We start from the raw sequence: 20,442 nt of genomic DNA, 5'->3' as shown, positions 1-20,442 counted from the left end.
CCGGCCCGAGCTCCGTCCCGCCGGCGGATGTCCTACGGTGAAATCCACCGACACGCAGCACGCCGGAGCGAAGGGACGGTCAGCCGATGACAGCCACCATCCAGGCGGCCCGGATCGGGGGCGCCGACCGGGTGCTCACCGACGGTGAGGTCGCCGACTTCATCGCGGAGCGGCTCGCAGGCCTCGACGCCGACGGGCGCAGCGTGTGCGTGCTGGTGCCGGACGCCACCCGGGTCTGCCCGCTGCCGCTGCTGGTCGGCGCCGTGCACCGGGCGCTGCACGGCCGGGTGTCGAGGCTGACCGTGCTGATCGCGCTCGGCACGCACGGCGCGATGAGCGACGAGGCCCTGGCGGCGCACGTCGGCACCTACCCCGGCGTGGAGGTGCGCAACCACGAGTGGTGGGACCCCGCCACGTTCGCGAACCTGGGCACGATCCCGGCCGCGCGGATCGAGGAGCTGTCCGGCGGCCGGATGAGCGGCGACGTCGAGGTGCTGCTCAACCGCGCGGTGGTCGAGCACGACATCTCCCTGGTGGTCGGTCCGGTGCTGCCGCACGAGGTGGTCGGCATGTCCGGCGGCAACAAGTACTTCTTCCCCGGCGTGGCCGGCCAGGGGATCATCGACGTGTCGCACTGGCTCGGCGCGCTGATCACGTCCGCCGAGATCATCGGAACGACCGGGCTCACCCCCGTGCGCGCCCTGATCAACGACGGCGCCGCGCTGATACCCGCCGAGAAGTACGCGTTCAGCGTGGTCACCGCCGAGGGCGCGGAGGGCAGCGGCCTGCACTCGATCTCGTTCGGCGACTGCGTCTCGTCCTGGGCGAGCGCCGCCGAGATCAGCGCCGCCACCCACGTCACCTACCTGGACCGTCCATATCGCCGGGTGCTGTCGCTGATCCCGGAGATGTACGACGAGATCTGGACCGGCGCCAAGGGCTTCTACAAGGTCGAGCCGGTCGTCGCCGACGGCGGCGAGGTGATCCTGTACGCGCCGCACATCCGCGAGATCGCCACCAGCCACCCGCAGATCCACGAGATCGGCTACCACTGCCGGGACTACTTCGTGAAGCAGTGGGACGCGTTCCAGCACGTGCACTGGGGTGTCCTCGCGCACTCGACGCACCTGCGCGGCGCGGGCACCTACGACGCGGACACCGGCGTGGAGCGGCCGCGGGTCCGCGTCACGCTGGCGACCGGCATCCCGGAGGAGGTCTGCCGCGCGGTGAACCTCGGCTACCTCGACCCCGCGACGGTCGACGTCGCGGACCACGTCGCCGACCCGGACACGCTGGTCGTCCCGCGCGCCGGCGAGATCCTGTTCCGCCTGCGCTGAACCGCCGCGGCTATGCTGCCCGGGTGCCGCCCGAAGACGAGACCTCGGCGCGCCGGCCGGCCGGCGCACTCGAATCGGAGGTGCTGCGCGCGTTGGTCACCGCGGCCGCGCCGCTCACGCCGCGCGACGTGCTCGATCGGCTGTCCGCGCCGCTGTCGTACAGCACGGTGGTGACGGTCCTGACCCGCATGCACGCCAAGGGCATGGTGGCCCGCTACCGCGAGGGGCGCGCGTTCCGGTACGCGCCGCTCACCGACGAGGCCTCGGTCGCCGCCGCGCGGATGAGCGCCGCGCTCGGCGCCGGGACGGACCGGGCGACGGTGCTGCGCCGGTTCGTGGCCGGGCTGAGGCCGGGCGACGAGGAGCTGCTGCGCCGGCTGCTCGCCGACGAGAACACGCCTTAGCGCTGCGCCGCGAGCAGTAGCTCGCCCAGGTCGTAGACGCACTCGGCGGTCCAGACCAGCGAGAACGCCGCGACCGCGGCCGGGACCACCAGCGTCAGCGGGGAGCGGGTGCGGCGCGGCGCCAGCAGGGACGCGACCCGGCGCGGTACGGCGCCGGCCCGGCGCAGGTCGTCCCGCGACGGCGCCATGCGCAGGCCGCCGGGCCCGTGCCCGACGCCCGCGACCAGGGCGGCCGTGCCGATGGCGACCGCGACCGCGCGGCGGTCGTCGAGCTCGGCCGCGGCGCGTTCGTCGGCGGCGCGTTCGACGAGGTAGTCGAGCCGCGCCGTGAGCAGGCGGAAGGCCGGGTGCACGGCGGCCGACAGCCGGGTGAGCAGCACCAGCCGGTGGTGGTGCGCCGCCAGGTGTGCCCGCTCGTGCGCGAGCAGCGCCGCGTACTGCGCGTCGTCGAGGGCCGCCCGCATGCCCGTGGTGACCACGATCCGGCCGCCCGCGCCGGGCACCGCGAACGCCTCGACCCGGTCGTCCTCGAGGACGACGAGCCGGTCGTCGGCGGCGGGCAGGGCGGTGAAGCGGCGGGCGTACGCGGTGTCGCGGCGGTGCGCGCGCAGCACCCGGGCGATGCCGGCCAGGGCGGCGAGCGTCATCGCCAGGCAGAGCCAGGACACCCACGGCTCGCGGGCGGTGTCGGCGCGCACGTACCCGGCGGAGAAGCGCAGCAGGCTGCCGGCGGCCGGCAGCTCCGCGACGGCCTTGACCGCGAACGCGGCGAGGGTGATCAGGCAGCCGGCCGCGGCGGCGGTCAGGGAGGTGACCAGGAAGATCGCCGCGACCTCGGGCCGCAGCCGGTCGGCCAGGTAGCGGATCGCCACGACGACCAGGACCGGGCAGATCACTACCGACCAGACGAAGTGATCGAACATCGCCGCAGTGTTTCACACGGCCGGGGGTACCCCTGGACAGTTAGGCAAGCCATCCCTAATCTACAGTCTGTCGGAGCAAGGTAAGGCAAGCCTTAACGAAAGAGAGCCATGCTCGCCACCTACCTGATCGGCCTGCGCGAAGGGCTCGAGGCCACCCTGGTGGTCACCATCCTGGTCGCGTTCCTGGTCAAGGCCGACCGCAGGGACCGGCTGCCCCAGGTCTGGGCCGGGGTGGCCGCCGCGGTCGCGCTGTCGGTCGGCTTCGGCGCCCTGCTCAGCTACACCTCCACCACCCTGCTGCGCGACTACGAGCAGCGCGAGCTCTTCGAGGCGGTCACCTCCATCCTGGCCGTCGCCTTCGTCACCTGGATGATCTTCTGGATGCGGCGGGCGGCCCGCTCGATCGCCGGCGACCTGCGCGGCAAGCTCGCCGAGGCCCTCGCCGTCGGCTCGATCGCGGTGGCCGTGATGGCGTTCCTCGCGGTCGTCCGCGAGGGACTCGAGACCTCCCTGATCTTCTACTCCGCCGTGCAGGGCGCCGGCGTCGACGGCGGCCCGCTCTACGCGCTGCTCGGCGGGATCGCCACCGCGGTCCTGCTCGGCTACCTGATGTACGCCACCGCGGTCCGGATCAACCTGACCGTCTTCTTCACCGTGACCGGCGTGCTGCTCATCCTCGTCGCCGCCGGGATCCTCAAGTACGGCGTGCACGACCTGCAGGAATCCGGCGTGCTGCCCGGGCTCAACAGCCTGGCGTACGACATCAGCGGCACGCTCGACCCGTCCGCCTGGTACACCGCCCTGGTCACCGGCATCTTCAACATCACGCCGACGGCCAGCGTCGTCGAGGCGCTCGCCTGGGTCGCGTACGCCGTACCCGTTCTCTTCCTCTTCCTGCGGCCGACCGGCAGCAGGCCGGCCGCAGTGCCCACCACCCCGGCGCCCGCGCCGCAGCCATAGGAGACACCGTGCGCACATCCCCCCGCCTGCTCGCCCTCGTGACCGTGGGGTCGCTCGGCGTGCCGCTCGCCGCGTGCGACTCCGGCGACGACGCCCCGGCGTCCGCCGGCGGCCCGATCGCGGTGCAGGCGACCGACACCGGCTGCGAGGTGTCGAGGACCTCCGCCGACGCCGGCACCAGCGTCTTCGCCGTCACCAACAAGGGGCAGAAGGTCACCGAGTTCTACGTGTACGCGCCCGGCGACCGGGTGATGGCCGAGGTGGAGAACGTCGCGCCCGGCCTGTCCCGCAACCTGCACGTCGAGCTGCCCGCCGGCACCTACGAGACCGCGTGCAAGCCCGGCATGATCGGCAAGGGCATCCGCGGCCAGTTCACCGTCTCCGGCTCCGCCGCGCCGCTGACCGACGACGCCGCGCTGCTGGCCGCGACCGAGAGCTACTCGCGGTACGTGCGGAGCCAGACCGCCGCGCTGCTGGAGCGCACCACCGAGTTCGTCGCCGCGGTCAAGGCCGGCGACGTGGCCAAGGCCAAGGAGCTCTTCCCGATCGCCCGCACCTACTGGGAGCGGATCGAGCCGGTCGCCGAGATCTTCGGCGATCTCGACCCGCGCATCGACGGTCGCGAGGAGGTCACCGAGGAGGGCCTGAAGTTCGGCGGCTTCCACCGCATCGAGAAGGACCTCTGGATCGACAAGAGCGCGGCGAAGTCCGGCCCGGTCGCCGACCAGCTGCTGGCCGACGTCAAGGAGATCGTGCAGAAGGCCGACGCCGAGAAGCTGTCGCCGCTGCAGCTGGCCAACGGCGCCAAGGCCCTGCTCGACGAGGTCGCCGCCGGGAAGATCACCGGCGAGGAGGACCGCTACTCGCACACCGACCTGTGGGACTTCAACGCCAACGTGGAGGGCTCGAAGGCGGCGATCGCCGCGTTGCGGCCGGTCCTGGAGGAGCGCGACCCGGCGCTGGTCAAGACCATCGACGCCGAGTTCGCCAACGTCGACGCGACCCTCGGCAAGCACCGCGCGGGCGACGGCTGGAAGCTGCACACCGAGCTCAGCAAGGCCGACCTGAAGGAACTCTCGGACGCCGTCAACGCGCTCGCCGAGCCGATCAGCCAGGTGGCCGCCGTGGTCGCCAAGAAAGCTTAGGAGCGGGTAATGGCGAAGATCTCCCGGCGGCGCGCGCTCACCCTCGCCGGCGCGGGCGCCGCCGGGATCGCCGGCGCCGGCGCGGCGGCGCTGCGCTTCACCGCCGACGCCGAAGCCGGCGCCACCCCCGATCCGGTCACCGGCGCGGTGGCGTTCACCGGCGCGCACCAGGCCGGCATCGTCACCCCGGCGCAGGACCGCCTGCACTTCGTCGCGTTCGACGTCATCACCAAGGACCGCGACCGGCTGATCCGCCTGCTCAAGGAGTGGACGGCCGCCGCGGCCCGGATGACCGCCGGCCAGGACGCCGGCGCGATCGGCGCGGTCGCCGGCATCCCCGAGGCGCCGCCGGACGACACCGGCGAGGCGATCGGCCTGCCGCCGTGCGCGCTCACCATCACCGCGGGCTTCGGCCCGACCCTGTTCCGCGGCGCCGACGGCCGGGACCGCTTCGGGCTGGCCGCCCGGCGGCCCGCGGCCCTGGAACCCCTGCCCCGGTTCACCGGCGACACCCTCGACGAGGCACTCTCCGGCGGCGACATCGGCATCCAGGCCTGCGCCAACGACCCGCAGGTCGCGGTGCACGCCATCCGCAACCTGGCCCGCATCGGCATGGGCGCGGTCAGCGTCCGCTGGTCGCAGCTGGGCTTCGGGCGTACCTCGTCGACCTCCACCGGCCAGGAGACCGCGCGCAACCTGTTCGGCTTCAAGGACGGCACCCGCAACCTCAAGGCCGAGCAGGAGGAGCTGCTCCGCGAGCACCTGTGGGTGCAGCCCGGCGACGGCCCGGACTGGATGACCGGCGGCTCCTACCTGGTCACCCGCAAGATCCGCATGCTGGTCGAGACCTGGGACCGCTCGCCGCTGGCCGAGCAGGAGACGATCATCGGCCGGCACAAGGGCACCGGCGCGCCGCTCGGCCTGCACGGCGAGTTCGAGGAGCCGGACTTCACCGCGGTCGGCGCGGACGGGGAACCGCTGATTCCGGTCACGGCGCACGTGCGGCTCGCACACCCCGACGCCAACAAGGGCGCCCGGATGCTGCGCCGCGGCTACAACTTCGTCGACGGCTCCGACGGGCTCGGCCGGCTCAACGCCGGGCTGTTCTTCATCGGCTACCAGCGCGACCCGCGCACCTCGTTCGTGCCGGTACAGCGCAGCCTCGCCGCCCAGGACGAGATGAACGAGTACGTCCGCCACGTCTCCAGCGGACTCTTCGCCTGCCCACCGGGAGTCACCGCCCCCGGCGACTACTGGGGCAGCGCCCTGTTCGCCTGAAACCCGGCCAGGCCGAAGAAGACCGCGTCGTGGTAGGCCGAGCAGATCGTGTCCAGGAAGTACGCCGCCGCGGTGCCGCACTGGTCGGGTGCGGCGCCCGGGTCGACGGGCAGGCCGTGCCCCATCCCGGCGATCTTGTAGAGGCGGACCCGGTCGGCGCCGTACACCTCGAGCGTGGTGCCGCCGGGCAGCGTCGACGTGGCGGTCGGGCGGGCTGGGACGCCGAGCACGTCGGTGAACTGGTCGCGCAGTTCCGCGCCGTTCGCCGGCGCCACCGTGTAGTCCGACTGTCCGTGCCAGACCGCCACCCGCGGCCGCGGCCCGGCGTAGCCCGGATAGGCGGCCCGGACCAGGTCGCCCCAGGACCCGGGCGACCGGTTCGGCGGCACGTACTGGCAGGTGAGGGCCGTGCTCAGCGAGGTCGCGCACCGGTACGGCAGCCCGGCGACGACCGAACCCGCGGCGAACACGTCCGGGTACGCCGCGAGCATCACCGCGCTCATCGCGCCGCCCGCGGACAGGCCCGACACGAACACCCGGGCCGGGTCGACGCCGAACGCCGAGACGGCGTGGCCGACCATCTGGCGTACGGACAGCGCCTCGCCGGCGTTGCGGGCGGTGTCGCCGGGCTCGAACCAGTTGAAGCAGGAGTTGGCGTTGTTGCCCGGCCGCTGCTCCGGCAGCACCAGCGCGAAGCGCCATCGGTCGGCGAAGGTGCGCCAGCCCGACCGGGTGAGGTAGCCGGTGGCGTTCTGGGTGCAGCCGTGCAGCAGCACGACGGCCGGTGCGCCGGCCGGCAGGCCGTCGGGGCGGTAGGCGTACATCGTCAGGTTGCCGGGGTTCGAGCCGAACGACGGCACCTGCTCGAGGGCCGCCGCCGAGGCCGGCGCGGGCGCGCCGACGACGGTGACGGCGGCGAGCAGCGCCGCGGCGAGGTGGTGGCTCAGCGTCCGTCTCATGTCAACCTCCGGCTGCATTTGTTTCGCCGAGGTTAATGGGATGTCACAGGGGTGTGACATGTCTTCGAGGCACATGCCGGCCGCCACCGATGTGGGCAGTTATTGATCGCGCAGTCGCACGTCGACCTCGCGGTGCCGGACCTGGCCGAGCTGCGGCGGCAGCGCGGCAGGGCGAAGGCCCTCGGCGCGGTGCTGCTGCACGACCGTCGGGACGCCCGTTCTGCATTTTCGTCGCATAAGGAGCACGTCAGCGGGTAGGAACTCGGGAAATTCGATGTTCGCTGGCGCGACTTCCGGGTATTCCCTGCGCATGTTCGAGTGTTTCAAGAACCCAGGCGTCGCTCGAACGTGGCCGCAATGTGGGCAGCAGTCCACTATCACCGCATTTGAGCACGCAAGCCTGAACGGGCTGCCGGACCGGCTGGGCCACGTAATCCCGGTACCCGCGTGCGAGATGGCCGCCGGGCACGACGGCAGCCACGTCGCGTTCGTGGTCGCCGCCGAGGACGGCGATCACTGGTGGTGGATCCGCTGGGGCGCGGGGCACCGCAACCTGGTCCGGCTGGATCCCTGCGAGCGCACGGCCGAGGACGACGACGCCAAGGACGACTGCCTGTTGCCGGCCGGCCACGAAGGACTCCACAGCTTCGAGTTGTAGCCATTAGGGTCGGGCGATGACCACGATCCTGGTGCCGTACCACCACGACGAGCGGCTGCCGGACGGCGGCATCGACGTGAAAGCGGACGTCACGGTGCGCCCCGAGTTCCCCGACGCCGGCCGCTGGCCGCGGCTGGCAGCGTTGTGCTCGGCGACCGCCGACGCGGTCGCGCCGGTGGTGGCGGCGGGGGCCGTGCCGACCGTGCTGTCCGGCGACTGCCTGGTGCTCTCCGGCACCCTCGCCGGCGCGCAGCGCGCCGGGATAGACCCGGCGGTGGTCTGGTTCGACGCGCACGGCGACCTGCACACCCTGGAGACCACGACGTCGGGCTACCTGGGCGGGCTGTCCCTGCGGCTGGTGCTGGGCGCGCACCCCGACCTGTGGTCCGGGCCGCTGGGGCTGCGCCCGGTGGCGCCGGGACGCGCGGTCCTGGTGGACGCGCGCGACCTGGACCCGGCGGAGGCCGACTTCCTGGCCGGGCCCGGCGCCGTCCGGCGGATACCGGTCGACGAGGTCGACGGGGACGCCGTGCCGGACGGGCCGCTGGTGCTGCACATCGACGTGGACGTGGTGGACCCGGCAGACCTGCCCGGGCTGCTCTTCCCCGCGCCCGGCGGCCCGCCGGCGAGCGCGGTGATCGCCGCCTACCGCCGGCTGCTGGCGACCGGCCGAGTCGTCGCCGTCGACATCGCCTGCCCGTGGCATCCGGCCGTCGACGACGCCGAGCGCGCCGGCCGCGCGGCCCTGCTCGCCGACCTCACCGCGCCGGGCTGATCATCGGCCGAGCCCGGCGCGGCGGGCCAGCAGGAAGTCGCGCTCGGTCTCGTTGCCGGCCAGCGCGATCGCCTGGTCGTACGCGGCCGCGGCCTCCGCGCCGCGCCCGAGCCGGACCAGCAGGTCGGCCCGGGTGGCGGGCAGCAGGTGGTAGCCCGGAATGTCCACATCGTCCAGTACGGCGAGGGCCACCGCGGGCCCGTGCACCTCGGCGACCGCGACCGCCCGGTTGAGCGCGACGATCGGGGTCGGCATCAGCGGCCAGAGCTGGTCGTAGAGCGCCAGGACCTGCGGCCAGTCGGTGGCGGCCCCGTCGGTGTGCACGGCGTTGATCGCCGCCTGGATCTGGTACGGGCCCGGCCGGTTGCGGCGCAGGCAGCGGCGTACCAGATCATGTCCCTCGGCGATCAGCGCCCGGTCCCACCGCGAGCGGTCCTGGTCCGCGAGCAGGACCAGCTCGCCGGCCGGGCCGAGCCGGGCCGGCCGGCGCGCCTCGGTGAGCAGCAGCAGGGCGAGCAGGCCGAGGGCCTCGAACTCGTCGGGCATCAGCGCGGCGAGCTCCCGGGCGAGCCGGATCGCCTCGGCACACAGATCCGTGCGAATGAGAGGTCCCGTGGTGGCCGTGTACCCCTCGTTGAACATCAGGTAGAGCACGGTCAGCACCGGCGGCAGCCGGTCCGGCAGCTCCTCTGCGCGCGGCACCCGGTACGGGATGTGCGCGTCCCGGATCTTCTTCTTGGCGCGCACGATCCGCTGCGCGATGGTCGGCTCCGGCACCAGGTACGCCCGGGCGATCTCCGGCACGTCGAGCCCGGCGAGCAGGCGCAGCGTGAGCGCGGTGCGCGCGTCGGGCGCCAGCGCCGGGTGGCAGCAGGTGAAGATGAGCCGGAGCTGGTCGTCCTTCACCGGACCCACCTCCTCGGGCTCGTCCTTCTGATACAGCAGCAGCGCCTGCGCGTGCCGGGCCTCGCGGGTCGACTCCCGGCGCAGCCGGTCGATGGCCCGATTGCGGGCGGTCGTCACGATCCAGGCGCCCGGATTCGGCGGGAGCGTCTCCCACTTCTCCACGGCCACCGCGAACGCGTCCTGCACGGCCTCCTCGGCGAGGTTGATGTCGCCGAGGAGGCGTACCAGCGTCGCGACGCAGCGGCCGTACTCCTCGCGGTAGACGAGTCCCAGGTCCATGCGGTCAGTTCTCGGGCAGGCCCTGGAAGGGCCGCACCTCGACCGGCTCCATGCAGGCCTGCGCGCACTTCTCCGCCCAGGCCAGCGCCTCGTCCAGGTCCGCGCACCGAATCACCCAGAACCCGCCGAGCTGCTCCTTCGTCTCGGCGAACGGCCCGTCGGTCATGGTGGCCCGGCCGTCGTCGACCCGGACGACGGTGGCGCTCTCCGGCGGCAGCAGGCCACCGCCGAAGACCCAGGCGCCGGCGGCCTGCAGCTCATTGTTGACCTTGTCGGTCTGCGCGTACGCGATCTGGGTGTCCTCGTCCGACCTGGTCGGCGCTCCCGCGACGCTGTGCACTGCGAGCATGTACTGCTTCATGACGTCCTCCGGTTGGGTGTGGTGGTGCGGATCAGGCGGACAGGCGGCGCGCGACGGCCGGGATCACGATCGCGGCGGCGACGAGGTGGGTGACCATGAGCAGGGCCTTGGTCGCCGGCCCGGCGTCCGCGATCACGTCCGGGACCAGGGAGAGGGCGGTCAGCACCACCGTAGTACGGACGAAGGCGCGCCGCGGGTGCCGGGCCTTGCGGGACAGCACGACGGCCAGGACCAGGCCGACCAGCGAGAACACGGCCGTCAGCGTCGCGAATCCGGCCACCGGGATCGGGGCGCCGCTCACCTCGAGGCTGATGCCCGCGGCGTGACCGGCGGCGGCGACGCCCATGGTGGCGACGCTCGCGACGGCGGTGGCGGCGAGGCCGGTCCCGATCAGGGCGCCGAGGCTCGACGCGGCGGCGCGGGTGGTGGTGGCGGTCGTGGTGGTCATCGTGGCCTCCGGTAGGTGTCGGCGCCCGGCTCCGTGCCGGTGTCTCACCAGGGCTACGAACCGGCCCGCCCCCGATCGACAGGCCCGCCCAACTTTTTCAAAAGAAATTCTCCGGGGCTAGTAGACCCAGCGCAGCGCGGCCGCCACCTCATCGTCGGAGGCGGTCCGGAAGCGTTCCGCCTCGGCCCGGCGCACGGCCAGCACCGCTCCGGTGAGCGTCTCGCCCAGCGCCTCACGCAGCGGCTTTGCCTGCTCCAGCGCCCGCGCGGCCTCGTCCAGCGTGGTCGGCAGCCGCCGGATGTCGCGTCCGGCCAGCTCGTCGGGGGAGAGGCCGGCCGGGTCGCCGGTCACCGGCGGCGGCAGCCGCAGCCCGCGCCGCACGCCGTCGAGCGCGGCGGCGACCAGCGCGCCGAACAGCAGGTACGGGTTCGCCGCCAGGTCGAAGCACTTCACCTCGAGGTTGGCCGCCGACTCCCGCTCGCCGACGTCGCCGGTGACCAGCCGCAGCGCGGCCTCCCGGGTCTCGTGGCCCCAGCAGGCGTACGCGCCGGCCCAGTGCGACGGGACCAGCCGCAGGTAGCTCGCGACCGACGGCGCGCCGATCGCCAGCAGGGCCGGCAGCAGCTCGAGGATGCCGGCCGCGGCGGCCTGCGCCTCGGCGGTCAGCCCGTGCGGCCCGGTGCCGCCGCTGAACAGGTTGCGGCCCTCGCGCGCCGCCGACAGGTGCACGTGTCCGCCGTTGCCCACCCGGCCGGCCAGCACCGCCGGGGAGAACGAGGCGCGCAGGCCGTGCCGGTGCGCCACCGCCCGGACGGTCTGGCGCACCAGGAGGCTGTCGTCGGCGGCGCCGATCGGGTCGCGGGCGGCGACGGAGAGCTCGAACTGCGCGGCGGCGTACTCGGGGTGCAGCTGCTCGACCTCGACGCCCTGGGCGTCCAGCGCGGCGAGCAGGTCCCGGCAGTAGTCACTCAGCTCGATCTGCCGGGTCGCGCCGTACGCGGGGCCGTCGCAGGCCGGCACGAACTCGTCGGTGCCCGCGCGGCCCAGCGCCCACTCCACCTCGATCGCCGCCTTGAACGTCAGCCCGGCCGCGGCGGCGCGCTCGGTCATGGCCCGGGCGAAGCCGCGCTGGCAGGCGGGCCACGGTTCGCCGTCCTGCGAGTAGCGGTCGACCGGCGCCCACGCCCAGCCGGGCTGGGCCGCCAGGACGGTCAGCCGGTCCAGGTCGGGCACGAGGCGCAGGTCACCGTCGGGCCCGCCGAGGTGCTCGCTGGCGGTGATCGAGTCGTCGGTGAGGAAGACGTCGAAGACCGGCGACATCCCGACGCCCCAGCGCGCCGCCCGCGCCAGCTTGGCGGTGGGCACTGTCTTGATCCGCGTGACGCCGGCCGTGTCGACGTACGGCAGCACGACGCCGAGCACCCCGGCATCGCGGAGCTTGGCGGCCGCCTCCTTGGCGTCGCCCGGCATTCGGTCCCCGAACATGTTCCGCTCCCTCAGCGTCCCAGGCCGTACACTCGCTCGGCGTTTCCCGCGCCGATCATCAATGCCACCCGCTCGGCGTCCGGCGCCGACCACGAGCCCGCGGCCACCCAGCCGCCCAGCACCTCGGTGAGCCCGCGCCGGAACAGCTCCGCGCCGAGCACGTGCAGCTCCGGCAGCCCGAAGGCGTCGGAGGAGTAGAGCACCTTGTGGAACGGGGCCAGCTCCAGCGACTCCGCGATCACCGCGGTGGCCCGCGCGCCGACGTGGTTGACCGCCAGCCCCACGTCGAGGTAGACGTGCGGGAAGACCTGGGCGAGGTAGCCGGCCTGCCGGTGGTACGGGTAGCAGTGCAGCAGCATGATCGCGGTGCCGCGGCCCTGCGCCGCCCGCAGGAACCCGGTCAGCAGCGCCGGATCGCTGCCGGCCAGGTCGAGATCGGAGTCGCCGAATCCGGTGTGGAGCTGCACCGGCAGCCCGCGCTCGACGCCGGCCCAGAGCAGGTGCCGCAGCAGCACCGGGTCGTCGAGCCGGGCGACGGCGGCACCCCGGCCGCGGCGCAGCCAGCGACCCGCCGCGGCGCGGACCTCCGCGCCGGACGGCGCCTCGGGCGCGATCGCCAGCCCGTGCCGGTAGGCGAGGACGGACTTCACCGCGTACGCGTCCACAGTGGCGACGGCCAGAGCGTCGGAGAACGCGGCGGCGAAACCCGCGGCGCTCACCCCGCCCGCGGCGACCCGCTCGGCGACCGCCTCCAGCCGGACCACCTCGCCCACGGCGGACCCGGCCGGCTCGGCCAGCTCGTCCGGGGTGAGCAGCTCGTCGGCCCGGTATCCGGTGTCGACCAGGAACGTGGCGACGTTCGCGGCGCCCAGCAGCCGGCGGTTGACCTCCGCGGGCCCGAGCCGGGCCCGTTCGGCCAGGTAGTCGTCGGCGGCCGCGTGCGGTGCCAGCCCGAGCAGCGGCGCGCACCAGCGCCGGACGGCGAAGCCGAGCTGGGAGTCGAGCGTGGTGCATCCGGGCGGCGCGGCCTGGCAGGCCTCGGTGGCCAGCAGCTCGAAGCCGGCCCGGTCCAGCGGCCCGCGCACGACGCTGTGGCAGTGGTGGTCCACCAGCCCTACGCCCTCGAGCATCGCCGCTCCGGTCATCGACGCCGCGCCGCCGCGACTGCGACCATTGTCCAGCGTCATTGCCGCTGGACCCGACGAATCCGGGCAATATCCCACAGGAGAGCAGATGAATTTCCCGAACGGTTTCCTCTGGGGCGTCGCCACCTCGGGGCACCAGACCGAGGGCGGCAACGACACCAGCGACACCTGGTTCGCCGAGCACGTCACGCCGACCGCGTTCCGGGAGCCGTCCGGGCCGGCCTGCGACGCCTTCCACCGGTGGCGCGAGGACGTCGAGCTGGTCGCCGGGATGGGGCTGAACGCGTACCGGTTCTCGGTGGAGTGGGCGCGCGTCGAGCCGGTGGAGGGCGAGTTCTCCGCGGCGGCGCTGGACCACTACGCCGCGATCGTCGAGGCGTGCCGGGAGCTGGGCCTCGCGCCCGTGGTGGCGTTCAACCACATGACCAACCCGCACTGGTTCGCGATGCGCGGCGGCTGGCTCGATCCCGGCTCGGCGGCGGCGTTCGCGCGGTACTGCGGCGTGCTGATGGACCGGATCGGCGACCGGATCGCGTACGCGATCACCCTCAACGAGCCGAACCTGCCGCGCCTGCTCTCCTGGGTCCCGGTGCCCGAGGCGGCCCGCGAGCTGGAGCGGGCCACCCTCGAGGCCGCGGCCAAGGCGGCGGGCGTCGACCGCTACCGGCTCGACAACATGGTGCTCGCCGAGGAGCTCGGCGCCATGGAGGACGGCCGGGCCGCCGCGCACGTCGCCGCGCGGGCCGTGATCAAGGCCCGCCGCCCGGACCTGCCGGTCGGCCTGACCGTCGCGGTGGTCGACGATCAGGCGGTCGGCGACGCCACGATCCGGGACACCAAGCGGTCCGAGGTGTACGGTCGCTGGCTGCGCCTGGCGCGCGACGACGACTTCGTCGGGGTGCAGAACTACGAGCGCGCCCGCTACGACGCCGACGGCCCGCTGCCGCCGCCGGCCGGCGCGACTCTGAACCAGATGGGCTCCGACATCTACCCGCCGGCGCTGGGCAACGCGGTCCGCTACGTGCACGGCGAGGCCGGCGTCCCGGTCTTCGTCACCGAGCACGGCGTCGCCACCGACGACGACGCGCACCGGGCGGCGTTCCTCGCGCCCGCCCTGTCCGGCCTGCGCGACGCGGTCGAGCAGGGCGTTCCGGTGCTCGGATACCTGCACTGGAGCCTGCTCGACAACTTCGAGTGGGTCTTCGCCTACGACGTGCGGCTGGGCCTGGTCGAGGTGGACCGGGAGACCTTCGCGCGTACGCCGAAGCCGAGCGCCGCCGAGTACGCCCGGATCGTACGGGCCGGCTATCTCAATTAATTGTCGTTGGTCGATGAAAAAGCGTTATATGGCGTCGTTCGACAGATCTGCGGGAAGTGAATCAGTGACGCTCTTGAATGTCCTGAAACATTCTGGCAATCTCCCGAATCAGGCGTCACCGCTGTCGCCGCACCCCTGTGACCCCAGCCCTTTCGGGGCTCGTCACCAAGGAGCGCCCCGACGGCAGGATTCGGTCATCGGCGCGGTCCTCGCCCTCACCGGAACAAGGAGGACACATGAAGCGCCGCTTTACCTTCGGGCGTCTCCGAACTGTCGCATCCCGGGATTCGGCGGCCACCCGCCGTGGTCGCCCGCGAGCGGTCGCGAGAGGCGTCCTCGCCTTGCTGGCGACGGCGGCCGGAATCGCCGCGCCGAGCCTGGCCGGCGTTGCCGGCGCGAGCGTCAACCCGGCCGCGGTCTCCGAGGTGGCCACCGGTTACGGACACACCTGCGCGGTCCGCGCCGACGGCACGTTGTGGTGCTGGGGCAGCAACTACCTCGGTGAGCTCGGCGACGGCACCACCACGGCCCGGACCTCCCCGGTGCGTGTCGGCACGGCCGCCACCTGGGCCGGTATCGACGCCGGCACCAGCTACACCTGTGCGGTCAGGACCGAGGGCACGTTGTGGTGCTGGGGCAACAACTTCCGGGGCCAGCTCGGCGACGGCACCACCACGGGCCGGACCTCCCCGGTACGCGTCGGCGACGCCACCGACTGGGCCAGTGTCAGTGCCGGCGACAGCCACACCTGTGCCACCCGGACCGACGGCACCCTGTGGTGCTGGGGCTTCAACCGCTTCGCGCAGTTGGGAATCGGTTCCGACGTCTACTACGCGACCGCTCCCGTGCGGGTCGGCACGGCCACCACCTGGGCGAGCGTCACGACGGGTTTCGCGCACACCTGCGCCGTCCGCGCCGAGGGCACCCTGTGGTGCTGGGGTGACAGCACGGACGGACAGCTCGGTCTCGGGGACCTGAGCTACCGGGCCGTTCCCGCGCAGGTCGGTACCGCGACCACGTGGACCGGCGTGACGGCCGGCTACGCCTTCACCTGCGCGGTACGCGCCGAGGGGACACTGTGGTGCTGGGGTGAGAACGGGTACGGACAACTGGGAGTCAGCGGAACCCACCGGACCACGCCGGTCCAGGTCGGTGCCGGCACCACCTGGACCGGGGTGAGGGCGAGTTTCGACACGGCATGCGGGGTCCGCACCGACGGCAGCCTGTGGTGCTGGGGCAACAACTCGACGGGGCAGCTCGGCGACGGGACCACGACCCACCGGTTCACGCCCGTCCGGATCGGCACGGCCACCACCTGGACGAGTGACTTCGCGGCCGGTTACCACATCTGCGGCTTCCGTACCGATGGCAGTCTCTGGTGCTGGGGCAACAACGCCAACGGACAGCTGGGCGACAACACCACCATTCAGCGCCCGGCTCCGGGTCAGGTGACCCTTCCCGCCTGACCCACTCATCGTGAATCGGCACGGGTGCATCACGGCCCCGGCCACCCTCAGCCGGGCGGGCGGCCGGCCTCGGCGCTGAGCAGGTGTGCGATCTCGCGGGCGGCGGCCTCGACCTGCTCGTCGGTGGCGTCGAGCCCCTGCGCGGCGAACATGGTCAGGTTGATGCTGAGCAGCGCGACCCGGGTGCGCAGGGCCTCATGCACCGTGGCGTCCGGGTCGGTGATGGCCTCGAACAGGGTGTTCAGCCGCTCGTGCACGTTCTCCTTGCCGGGGTGCAGGTCCCGGACGACGTGCTGGTTGGCGAGGGCGAACTGCATGGCCTGCCGGCCGTGCTCGACGCTCAGGCGCAGCATCCGGTCGATGACCTCGGTGCGCAGCCGAGGGCCGGGTGTCTGTGCCGAGGCCCACGCGATCAACTCGTCCAGGGCGGCCAGGTGGTCGCCGAACAGTGAGCGGACGATGTCTTCCTTGCTGCGGAAGTGGTAATAGAGTGCGGCCTTGGTCACACCGAGGCGCTCGGCTATCTCCCGCAGCGAGGTGGCCTCGTAGCCCTGCTCGGTGAACAACTCCATGGCCACCTGCCGGATCTCGGCCTTGGTGTCGCCTTGCCGTCCTGCCACGCCGGTCATCTCCCCGCGCCTCGTCGTTCTGCTCAGCCTAGCGACCTACTTGCCGACGGGTAAGGTGGTTACTTACCGGTCGACAAGTAGAAGCGAAGGCATCCTGTGACGACGACTGATGTAGCGGACACCACCGAGGTGGCACCACCCAGGTTCACCCACCGCGAGATCCTAGTGACGATGAGTGGCCTGGTCATCGCGATGTTGCTGGCCATGCTCGACAACATGATCGTGGCGCCCGCCCTGCCGACGATCGTGGGTGACCTGGGCGGCCTCAACCACCTGGCCTGGGTGACCACCGGCTACATCCTCGCCTCGACCGTGGCCACCCCGATCTGGGGCAAGCTCGGCGACCTGCTCGGGCGCCGCATCACCTTCATCTCGTCGATCGCGGTCTTCCTGATCGGCTCCGTGCTGTGCGGTCTGTCACAGGACATGGGCCAGCTGATCGGCTTCCGCGCCCTGCAGGGCCTCGGCGCCGGCGGCCTCATGGTCGGCGTCATGGCGGTGCTGGCCGAGATCGTGCCGCCCCGCGACCGGGGCAAATACCAGGGCGTGATGATGACCGTGATGCCGGTCGCCATGATCGGTGGCCCGCTCGTCGGCGGCTTCATCACCGACAACCTCAGCTGGCGCTGGGCCTTCTACGTCAACCTGCCGCTCGGCGTCGTCGCCCTCGCGGTGTGCTGGTTCACCCTGGCCAAGCTGCCCCGCGGCGCCGGCAAGGTCCGCATCGACTGGACCGGCTCGGCCCTGCTCACCACCTGGATCACCGCCCTGGTCCTGATCACCAGCTGGGGTGGCACCGAGTACGACTGGGCCTCCCCGCAGATCATCGGCCTCGCCGTGGTGACCGTGCTGGCCTTCGTGGCGTTCGTGATCGTCGAGCGCCGTGCAGCCGAGCCGATCATGCCGCTCTCGGTCTTCCGCAACCGCAACTTCACCCTCGCCGGCGCGCTCAGCTTCATCGTCGGCTTCGCGATGTTCGGTGGAATGACCTTCCTGCCGCAGTTCCAGCAGTTCGTGCAGGGCGCGTCGGCCACCAACAGCGGGCTGCTGCTGATGCCGATGATGATCTCCATGATGGTGACCTCGCTCGCCGGCGGCGCCCTGATCAGCAAGACCGGCCACTACCGGGCCCTGCCGATCGTCGGCACCGTCCTGATGGCGGCCGGGCTGGCGCTGTTCGCCACCATGGGCACCGACACCTCGAAGACGCTCACGTCCCTCTACATGGTCGTGCTCGGCCTGGGCATGGGCTGCCTCATGCAGACCACCATGCTGATCGCCCAGAACAGCGCGCCGCTGCGCGACGTCGGCGCCGCCACCGGCGCGGCGACCTTCCTGCGCAACATGGGCGGCTCGCTCGGCGTCTCCATCCTCGGCTCGGTGTACGCGAACACCCTCACCGACTCCATCACCGCGGACGGCGGCTCCGGCGCCGCCTCGGGCTCGGCGGCGCGGATGACGCCCGAACTGCTCCGCGGCCTGCCCGACGCCGCCCGGCACCTGTTCCAGCAGGCCGTCACCGACGGCGTCGGCGCCGTCTTCACCTGGGCCGCCGTCATCGCCGCGACGGGCCTGCTGATCGCCCTGGCCATCCGCCACGTGCCGCTGCGCGGCTTCGCCGACGCCAAGGAGCAGCCCGCGGCCGCCGAGGAGGAGCTCGCCGCCGTCTGACGACGAATTTCCCGCGAACCCGGGGCCGGTCCACAAGGACCGGCCCCGGTTCGTGCTCTGGGGCCCACTCGGGTAATCCCGCGTGCCCCTTAGTCCCCGTGGAGTGGCGGCGTGATCCGAAACACAGCCGTTGCTCTAGGTTCTGCAGTGGTGACGGTTGAACACCTCGAGACCCTGGCGGACAAGCTGGAGTTCCTCTTCGACCGGGTACGCCCGGAGGCGGACCGCAGGTACACCACCAAGGAGATCGCCAACAAGATCAATGACCGGGCCCGGCGGGACGGCACCGGGGTCACGATCAGCGCCGCGTACGTCGGCGAGATGCGCCGTGGCATCACCACCGATCCGCGCACCTCGCACGTCAAGGCGCTGGCGCAGGCGTTCGGGGTCGACCCGGCCTTCTTCGTGGACAGTAAGATCACCAGTCGCGTCCAGGAACAGATCGATCTGCTCACCGAACTCCAGCAGATGAAGCTCCAGCAGGTGGCGCTGCGCCGGGTGCTGCGCCAGCAGGGCCTCTCGGCCGACAGCACCCGCCTCATCGAGCAGGTCGTCGACCGCTGCCGGAAGCTGGAAGGACTGGACGAGGACGGCCAGGACTGACGGAGCTGGGGGTGGCAGGGTGAGCGAGGCCCGACGGCACATCGAGGCGCTGGCGGCGGCGCTGCCGGACGCACAGCGCAGCGCGCACGCCTATGCGCGCAGCATCGACCTGTTCTCCGGCGCCGACGACCTGGCGGCGGCGCACCCGGCCGGCCGGGCGTACGTCGCGGCGACCAGGATGGCCCTGCTGCAGAGCGAGGTCAGCGAGGCGCTGCAGGAGATCCGCAGCCGGTCGCTGGATCTCGATCCGGCCGCGCGGCGACCGGACGACGCGCTGAGCCTGGAGCTGGCCGACATCCTGATCCGGACCCTGGAGCTGTCCGAGTACCTGGGTGTCGACCTGGGCGCCGCGCTGGTGGCCAAGACCACCGAGACGCTGGGCGGCTACCGGCACGGCGGGGTCCGCTTCTAGCCCAGTTTCACCGGCAGGGCGACCAGCCCGCGGGTGCGGTACGACGGCCGCCAGCGGACCTCGTCGGCCGGCACGGCCAGCCGCAGCCCGGGGAAGCGGCGCCCCACCGTGCCGATGGCCACCTCCAGCTCGATGCGGGCCAGCGGGGCCGCCAGGCAGTAGTGGACGCCGTGGCCGAACGTGAGGTGCGCGCCCGGGCGGCCCGGCCGCACCTCGCCGGGCGCGGGGAACGCGCCGGGGTCGCGGTTGGCCGCGCCGACGATCAGGAGCACGGTCTCGCCCCGGGGCACCACCACGCCGGCGACCTCGATGTCCTCGGTCGCGAAGCGCCGCAGCGCCACGGGAGCCGGCGCCTCGTGCCGCAGCAGCTCCTCGATGGTCGACTCCAGCCCGGCCGGGTCGGCCGGGAACGCCGACGTGCGCAGCAGCGTGAACAGCGAGGTGCCGATGGCGTGCACGGTGTTCTCGTAGCCGGCGAACAGCAGCAGGAACGCCAGGGACGTCAGCTCGTCCTCGGTGAGGCGGTCACCGTCGTCCCGTGCGGCGATCAACGCGGAGAGCAGGTCGTCGGCCGGCTCGGCGCGCTTGGCCGCGAGCAGCTTCTCGAGGTACGCGTGGATGGCGCCGACGGCCCGCGCCGCCTCGCGCCGGTCCTGCCGCGGCGGGCTGACCATCGCGTCCGTCCAGGACCGGAACTGTTCGCGGTCCGGTACCGGCACGCCCAGCAGGTCGGAGATGACCGCGACGGGCAGCGGGCCGGCGTAGTCGCGGACGAGATCGGCCTCGCCCCGCCCGGCGACCGCGTCCAGCAGGGCGTCGGCGGTCTCCTGGATGCGCGGGCGCAGGTTCTCCACCCGGCGTGGGGTGAACGCCTGCGACACCAGCCGGCGGATCCGGGTGTGGTCGGGCGGATCCATGTTCAGCAGGTTGGCGTCCAGCGCCGGCGGCAGCGAGAAGCCCCGCCAGCTGCCGTCGCCGTTGCTCTTGTCCACCGACAGCCGGGGGTCGGCGAGCAGCGCGCGGACCTCCGCGTAGCGGGTCACCAGCCAGGCCGGCGCCCCGTCGGGCAGCTCCGCGCGGCAGACCGGCGACGCGTCCCGGAGCCGGTCGTAAAACGGATAGGGGTCGTCGAGGAACTCCTCGGTGGTCGGCAGTGACACCGTGGCCATCGCGGGAAACCCTCCGTCCGACTCCCGATCACGAGGAAGGCCGGGCATCCACGGGGGAAGATGCCCGGCCTTCGATCCAGATGCAATCACACCCGGCGCCGGTTCGCCACC

The 20,442-nt window shown here is 72.7% G+C and carries 22 protein-coding genes; 13 read left to right on the top strand and 9 right to left on the bottom strand.

The annotated features are described in order from the left end of the window. Positions 1-86: 86 nt before the first annotated feature. Both ACIBSW_RS10465 and ACIBSW_RS10460 read left to right on the top strand, forming a co-directional pair. Positions 87-1,337: a lactate racemase domain-containing protein gene (locus ACIBSW_RS10465; RefSeq protein WP_354721435.1), complete on the top strand. Its 1,251-nt coding sequence runs from the start codon at positions 87-89 to the stop codon at positions 1,335-1,337. A gap of 23 nt (positions 1,338-1,360) precedes the next feature. After that, on the top strand, positions 1,361-1,741 hold the full coding sequence (locus ACIBSW_RS10460) for a BlaI/MecI/CopY family transcriptional regulator (protein ID WP_354721436.1): 381 nt from the start codon (positions 1,361-1,363) through the stop codon (positions 1,739-1,741). On the opposite strand, the gene ACIBSW_RS10455 is transcribed toward ACIBSW_RS10460, so the two are convergent. Further along, the gene (locus tag ACIBSW_RS10455) at positions 1,738-2,664 is read right to left on the bottom strand and encodes a M48 family metalloprotease (protein WP_354721438.1); all 927 of its coding nucleotides are present in this window, start codon (positions 2,662-2,664) and stop codon (positions 1,738-1,740) included. The two genes, ACIBSW_RS10460 and ACIBSW_RS10455, sit on opposite strands and share 4 nt — an antisense overlap. A gap of 108 nt (positions 2,665-2,772) precedes the next feature. Here ACIBSW_RS10455 and efeU point away from each other — a divergent pair, with 108 nt between their 5' ends. Genes efeU through efeB form a run of 3 tightly spaced genes read left to right on the top strand, consistent with a single transcriptional unit; the run spans position 2,773 to position 6,047 of the window. Continuing rightward, on the top strand, positions 2,773-3,624 hold the full coding sequence (gene efeU / locus ACIBSW_RS10450; protein ID WP_354721440.1) for an iron uptake transporter permease EfeU: 852 nt from the start codon (positions 2,773-2,775) through the stop codon (positions 3,622-3,624). A gap of 8 nt (positions 3,625-3,632) precedes the next feature. Next, positions 3,633-4,769, top strand: a complete 1,137-nt coding sequence (gene efeO, locus ACIBSW_RS10445) for an iron uptake system protein EfeO (RefSeq protein ID WP_354721442.1) — start codon at positions 3,633-3,635, stop codon at positions 4,767-4,769. A 9-nt stretch (positions 4,770-4,778) separates the two neighbouring features. After that, on the top strand, positions 4,779-6,047 hold the full coding sequence (efeB, locus tag ACIBSW_RS10440; RefSeq protein WP_354721444.1) for an iron uptake transporter deferrochelatase/peroxidase subunit: 1,269 nt from the start codon (positions 4,779-4,781) through the stop codon (positions 6,045-6,047). Here efeB and ACIBSW_RS10435 read toward each other — a convergent pair. Beyond that, positions 6,020-7,006, bottom strand: a complete 987-nt coding sequence (locus tag ACIBSW_RS10435; RefSeq protein WP_354721445.1) for a PHB depolymerase family esterase — start codon at positions 7,004-7,006, stop codon at positions 6,020-6,022. The genes efeB and ACIBSW_RS10435 overlap by 28 nt on opposite strands. A 102-nt stretch (positions 7,007-7,108) precedes the next feature. Here ACIBSW_RS10435 and ACIBSW_RS10430 point away from each other — a divergent pair, with 102 nt between their 5' ends. From ACIBSW_RS10430 to ACIBSW_RS10420, 3 genes are all read left to right on the top strand, one after another. Then, the gene (locus ACIBSW_RS10430) at positions 7,109-7,264 is read left to right on the top strand and encodes a hypothetical protein (RefSeq protein ID WP_354721446.1); all 156 of its coding nucleotides are present in this window, start codon (positions 7,109-7,111) and stop codon (positions 7,262-7,264) included. Between the two features lie 196 nt (positions 7,265-7,460). Further along, entirely contained in the window at positions 7,461-7,664 is a 204-nt protein-coding gene (locus ACIBSW_RS10425; RefSeq protein ID WP_354721448.1) for a hypothetical protein, read from the top strand. Positions 7,665-7,680: 16 nt separating this feature from the next. Next, entirely contained in the window at positions 7,681-8,439 is a 759-nt protein-coding gene (locus ACIBSW_RS10420; RefSeq protein ID WP_354721450.1) for an arginase family protein, read from the top strand. On the opposite strand, the gene ACIBSW_RS10415 is transcribed toward ACIBSW_RS10420, so the two are convergent. From ACIBSW_RS10415 to ACIBSW_RS10395, 5 genes are all read right to left on the bottom strand, one after another. After that, positions 8,440-9,624 carry an RNA polymerase sigma factor gene (locus ACIBSW_RS10415; protein ID WP_354721451.1) on the bottom strand — a complete coding sequence of 395 codons (1,185 nt, stop codon included), beginning with the start codon at positions 9,622-9,624 and terminating at the stop codon, positions 8,440-8,442. A 4-nt stretch (positions 9,625-9,628) separates the two neighbouring features. Further along, positions 9,629-9,985, bottom strand: coding sequence for a YciI family protein (locus ACIBSW_RS10410; protein ID WP_354721452.1), 357 nt, complete (start codon positions 9,983-9,985; stop codon positions 9,629-9,631). Between the two features lie 31 nt (positions 9,986-10,016). Then, entirely contained in the window at positions 10,017-10,433 is a 417-nt protein-coding gene (locus tag ACIBSW_RS10405) for a DUF6069 family protein (RefSeq protein WP_354721454.1), read from the bottom strand. Between the two features lie 117 nt (positions 10,434-10,550). Further along, entirely contained in the window at positions 10,551-11,918 is a 1,368-nt protein-coding gene (locus ACIBSW_RS10400; RefSeq protein WP_354721456.1) for a glutamine synthetase family protein, read from the bottom strand. 11 nt (positions 11,919-11,929) lie between these two features. After that, entirely contained in the window at positions 11,930-13,048 is a 1,119-nt protein-coding gene (locus ACIBSW_RS10395; RefSeq protein ID WP_354721458.1) for an amidohydrolase family protein, read from the bottom strand. A 103-nt stretch (positions 13,049-13,151) separates the two neighbouring features. On the opposite strand from ACIBSW_RS10395, the gene ACIBSW_RS10390 reads away from it, so the two are divergent. Both ACIBSW_RS10390 and ACIBSW_RS10385 read left to right on the top strand, forming a co-directional pair. Then, complete coding sequence (locus ACIBSW_RS10390) at positions 13,152-14,381, top strand: family 1 glycosylhydrolase (protein ID WP_354721459.1); 1,230 nt, start codon at positions 13,152-13,154, stop codon at positions 14,379-14,381. A 341-nt stretch (positions 14,382-14,722) separates the two neighbouring features. Then, complete coding sequence (locus ACIBSW_RS10385) at positions 14,723-15,847, top strand: hypothetical protein (RefSeq protein WP_354721461.1); 1,125 nt, start codon at positions 14,723-14,725, stop codon at positions 15,845-15,847. Positions 15,848-15,894: 47 nt separating this feature from the next. Here ACIBSW_RS10385 and ACIBSW_RS10380 read toward each other — a convergent pair whose 3' ends face one another. Beyond that, entirely contained in the window at positions 15,895-16,467 is a 573-nt protein-coding gene (locus ACIBSW_RS10380) for a helix-turn-helix domain-containing protein (RefSeq protein ID WP_354721463.1), read from the bottom strand. A 138-nt stretch (positions 16,468-16,605) separates the two neighbouring features. Here ACIBSW_RS10380 and ACIBSW_RS10375 point away from each other — a divergent pair, with 138 nt between their 5' ends. From ACIBSW_RS10375 to ACIBSW_RS10365, 3 genes are all read left to right on the top strand, one after another. Continuing rightward, positions 16,606-18,147, top strand: coding sequence for an MDR family MFS transporter (locus tag ACIBSW_RS10375; protein WP_354721555.1), 1,542 nt, complete (start codon positions 16,606-16,608; stop codon positions 18,145-18,147). 150 nt (positions 18,148-18,297) lie between these two features. Next, positions 18,298-18,750, top strand: a complete 453-nt coding sequence (locus tag ACIBSW_RS10370) for a hypothetical protein (RefSeq protein WP_354721465.1) — start codon at positions 18,298-18,300, stop codon at positions 18,748-18,750. 19 nt (positions 18,751-18,769) lie between these two features. Beyond that, positions 18,770-19,162: a hypothetical protein gene (locus tag ACIBSW_RS10365; RefSeq protein ID WP_354721467.1), complete on the top strand. Its 393-nt coding sequence runs from the start codon at positions 18,770-18,772 to the stop codon at positions 19,160-19,162. Here ACIBSW_RS10365 and ACIBSW_RS10360 read toward each other — a convergent pair. Further along, entirely contained in the window at positions 19,159-20,331 is a 1,173-nt protein-coding gene (locus ACIBSW_RS10360; protein WP_354721469.1) for a cytochrome P450, read from the bottom strand. The genes ACIBSW_RS10365 and ACIBSW_RS10360 overlap by 4 nt on opposite strands. Positions 20,332-20,442: the final 111 nt, after the last annotated feature.

Origin of the sequence: Actinoplanes sp. NPDC049668 (assembly GCF_044465445.1) — a bacterium.
Taxonomy (GTDB): Bacteria; Actinomycetota; Actinomycetes; order Mycobacteriales; family Micromonosporaceae; genus Actinoplanes.
This window is presented reverse-complemented; position numbering and strand designations above follow the sequence as displayed.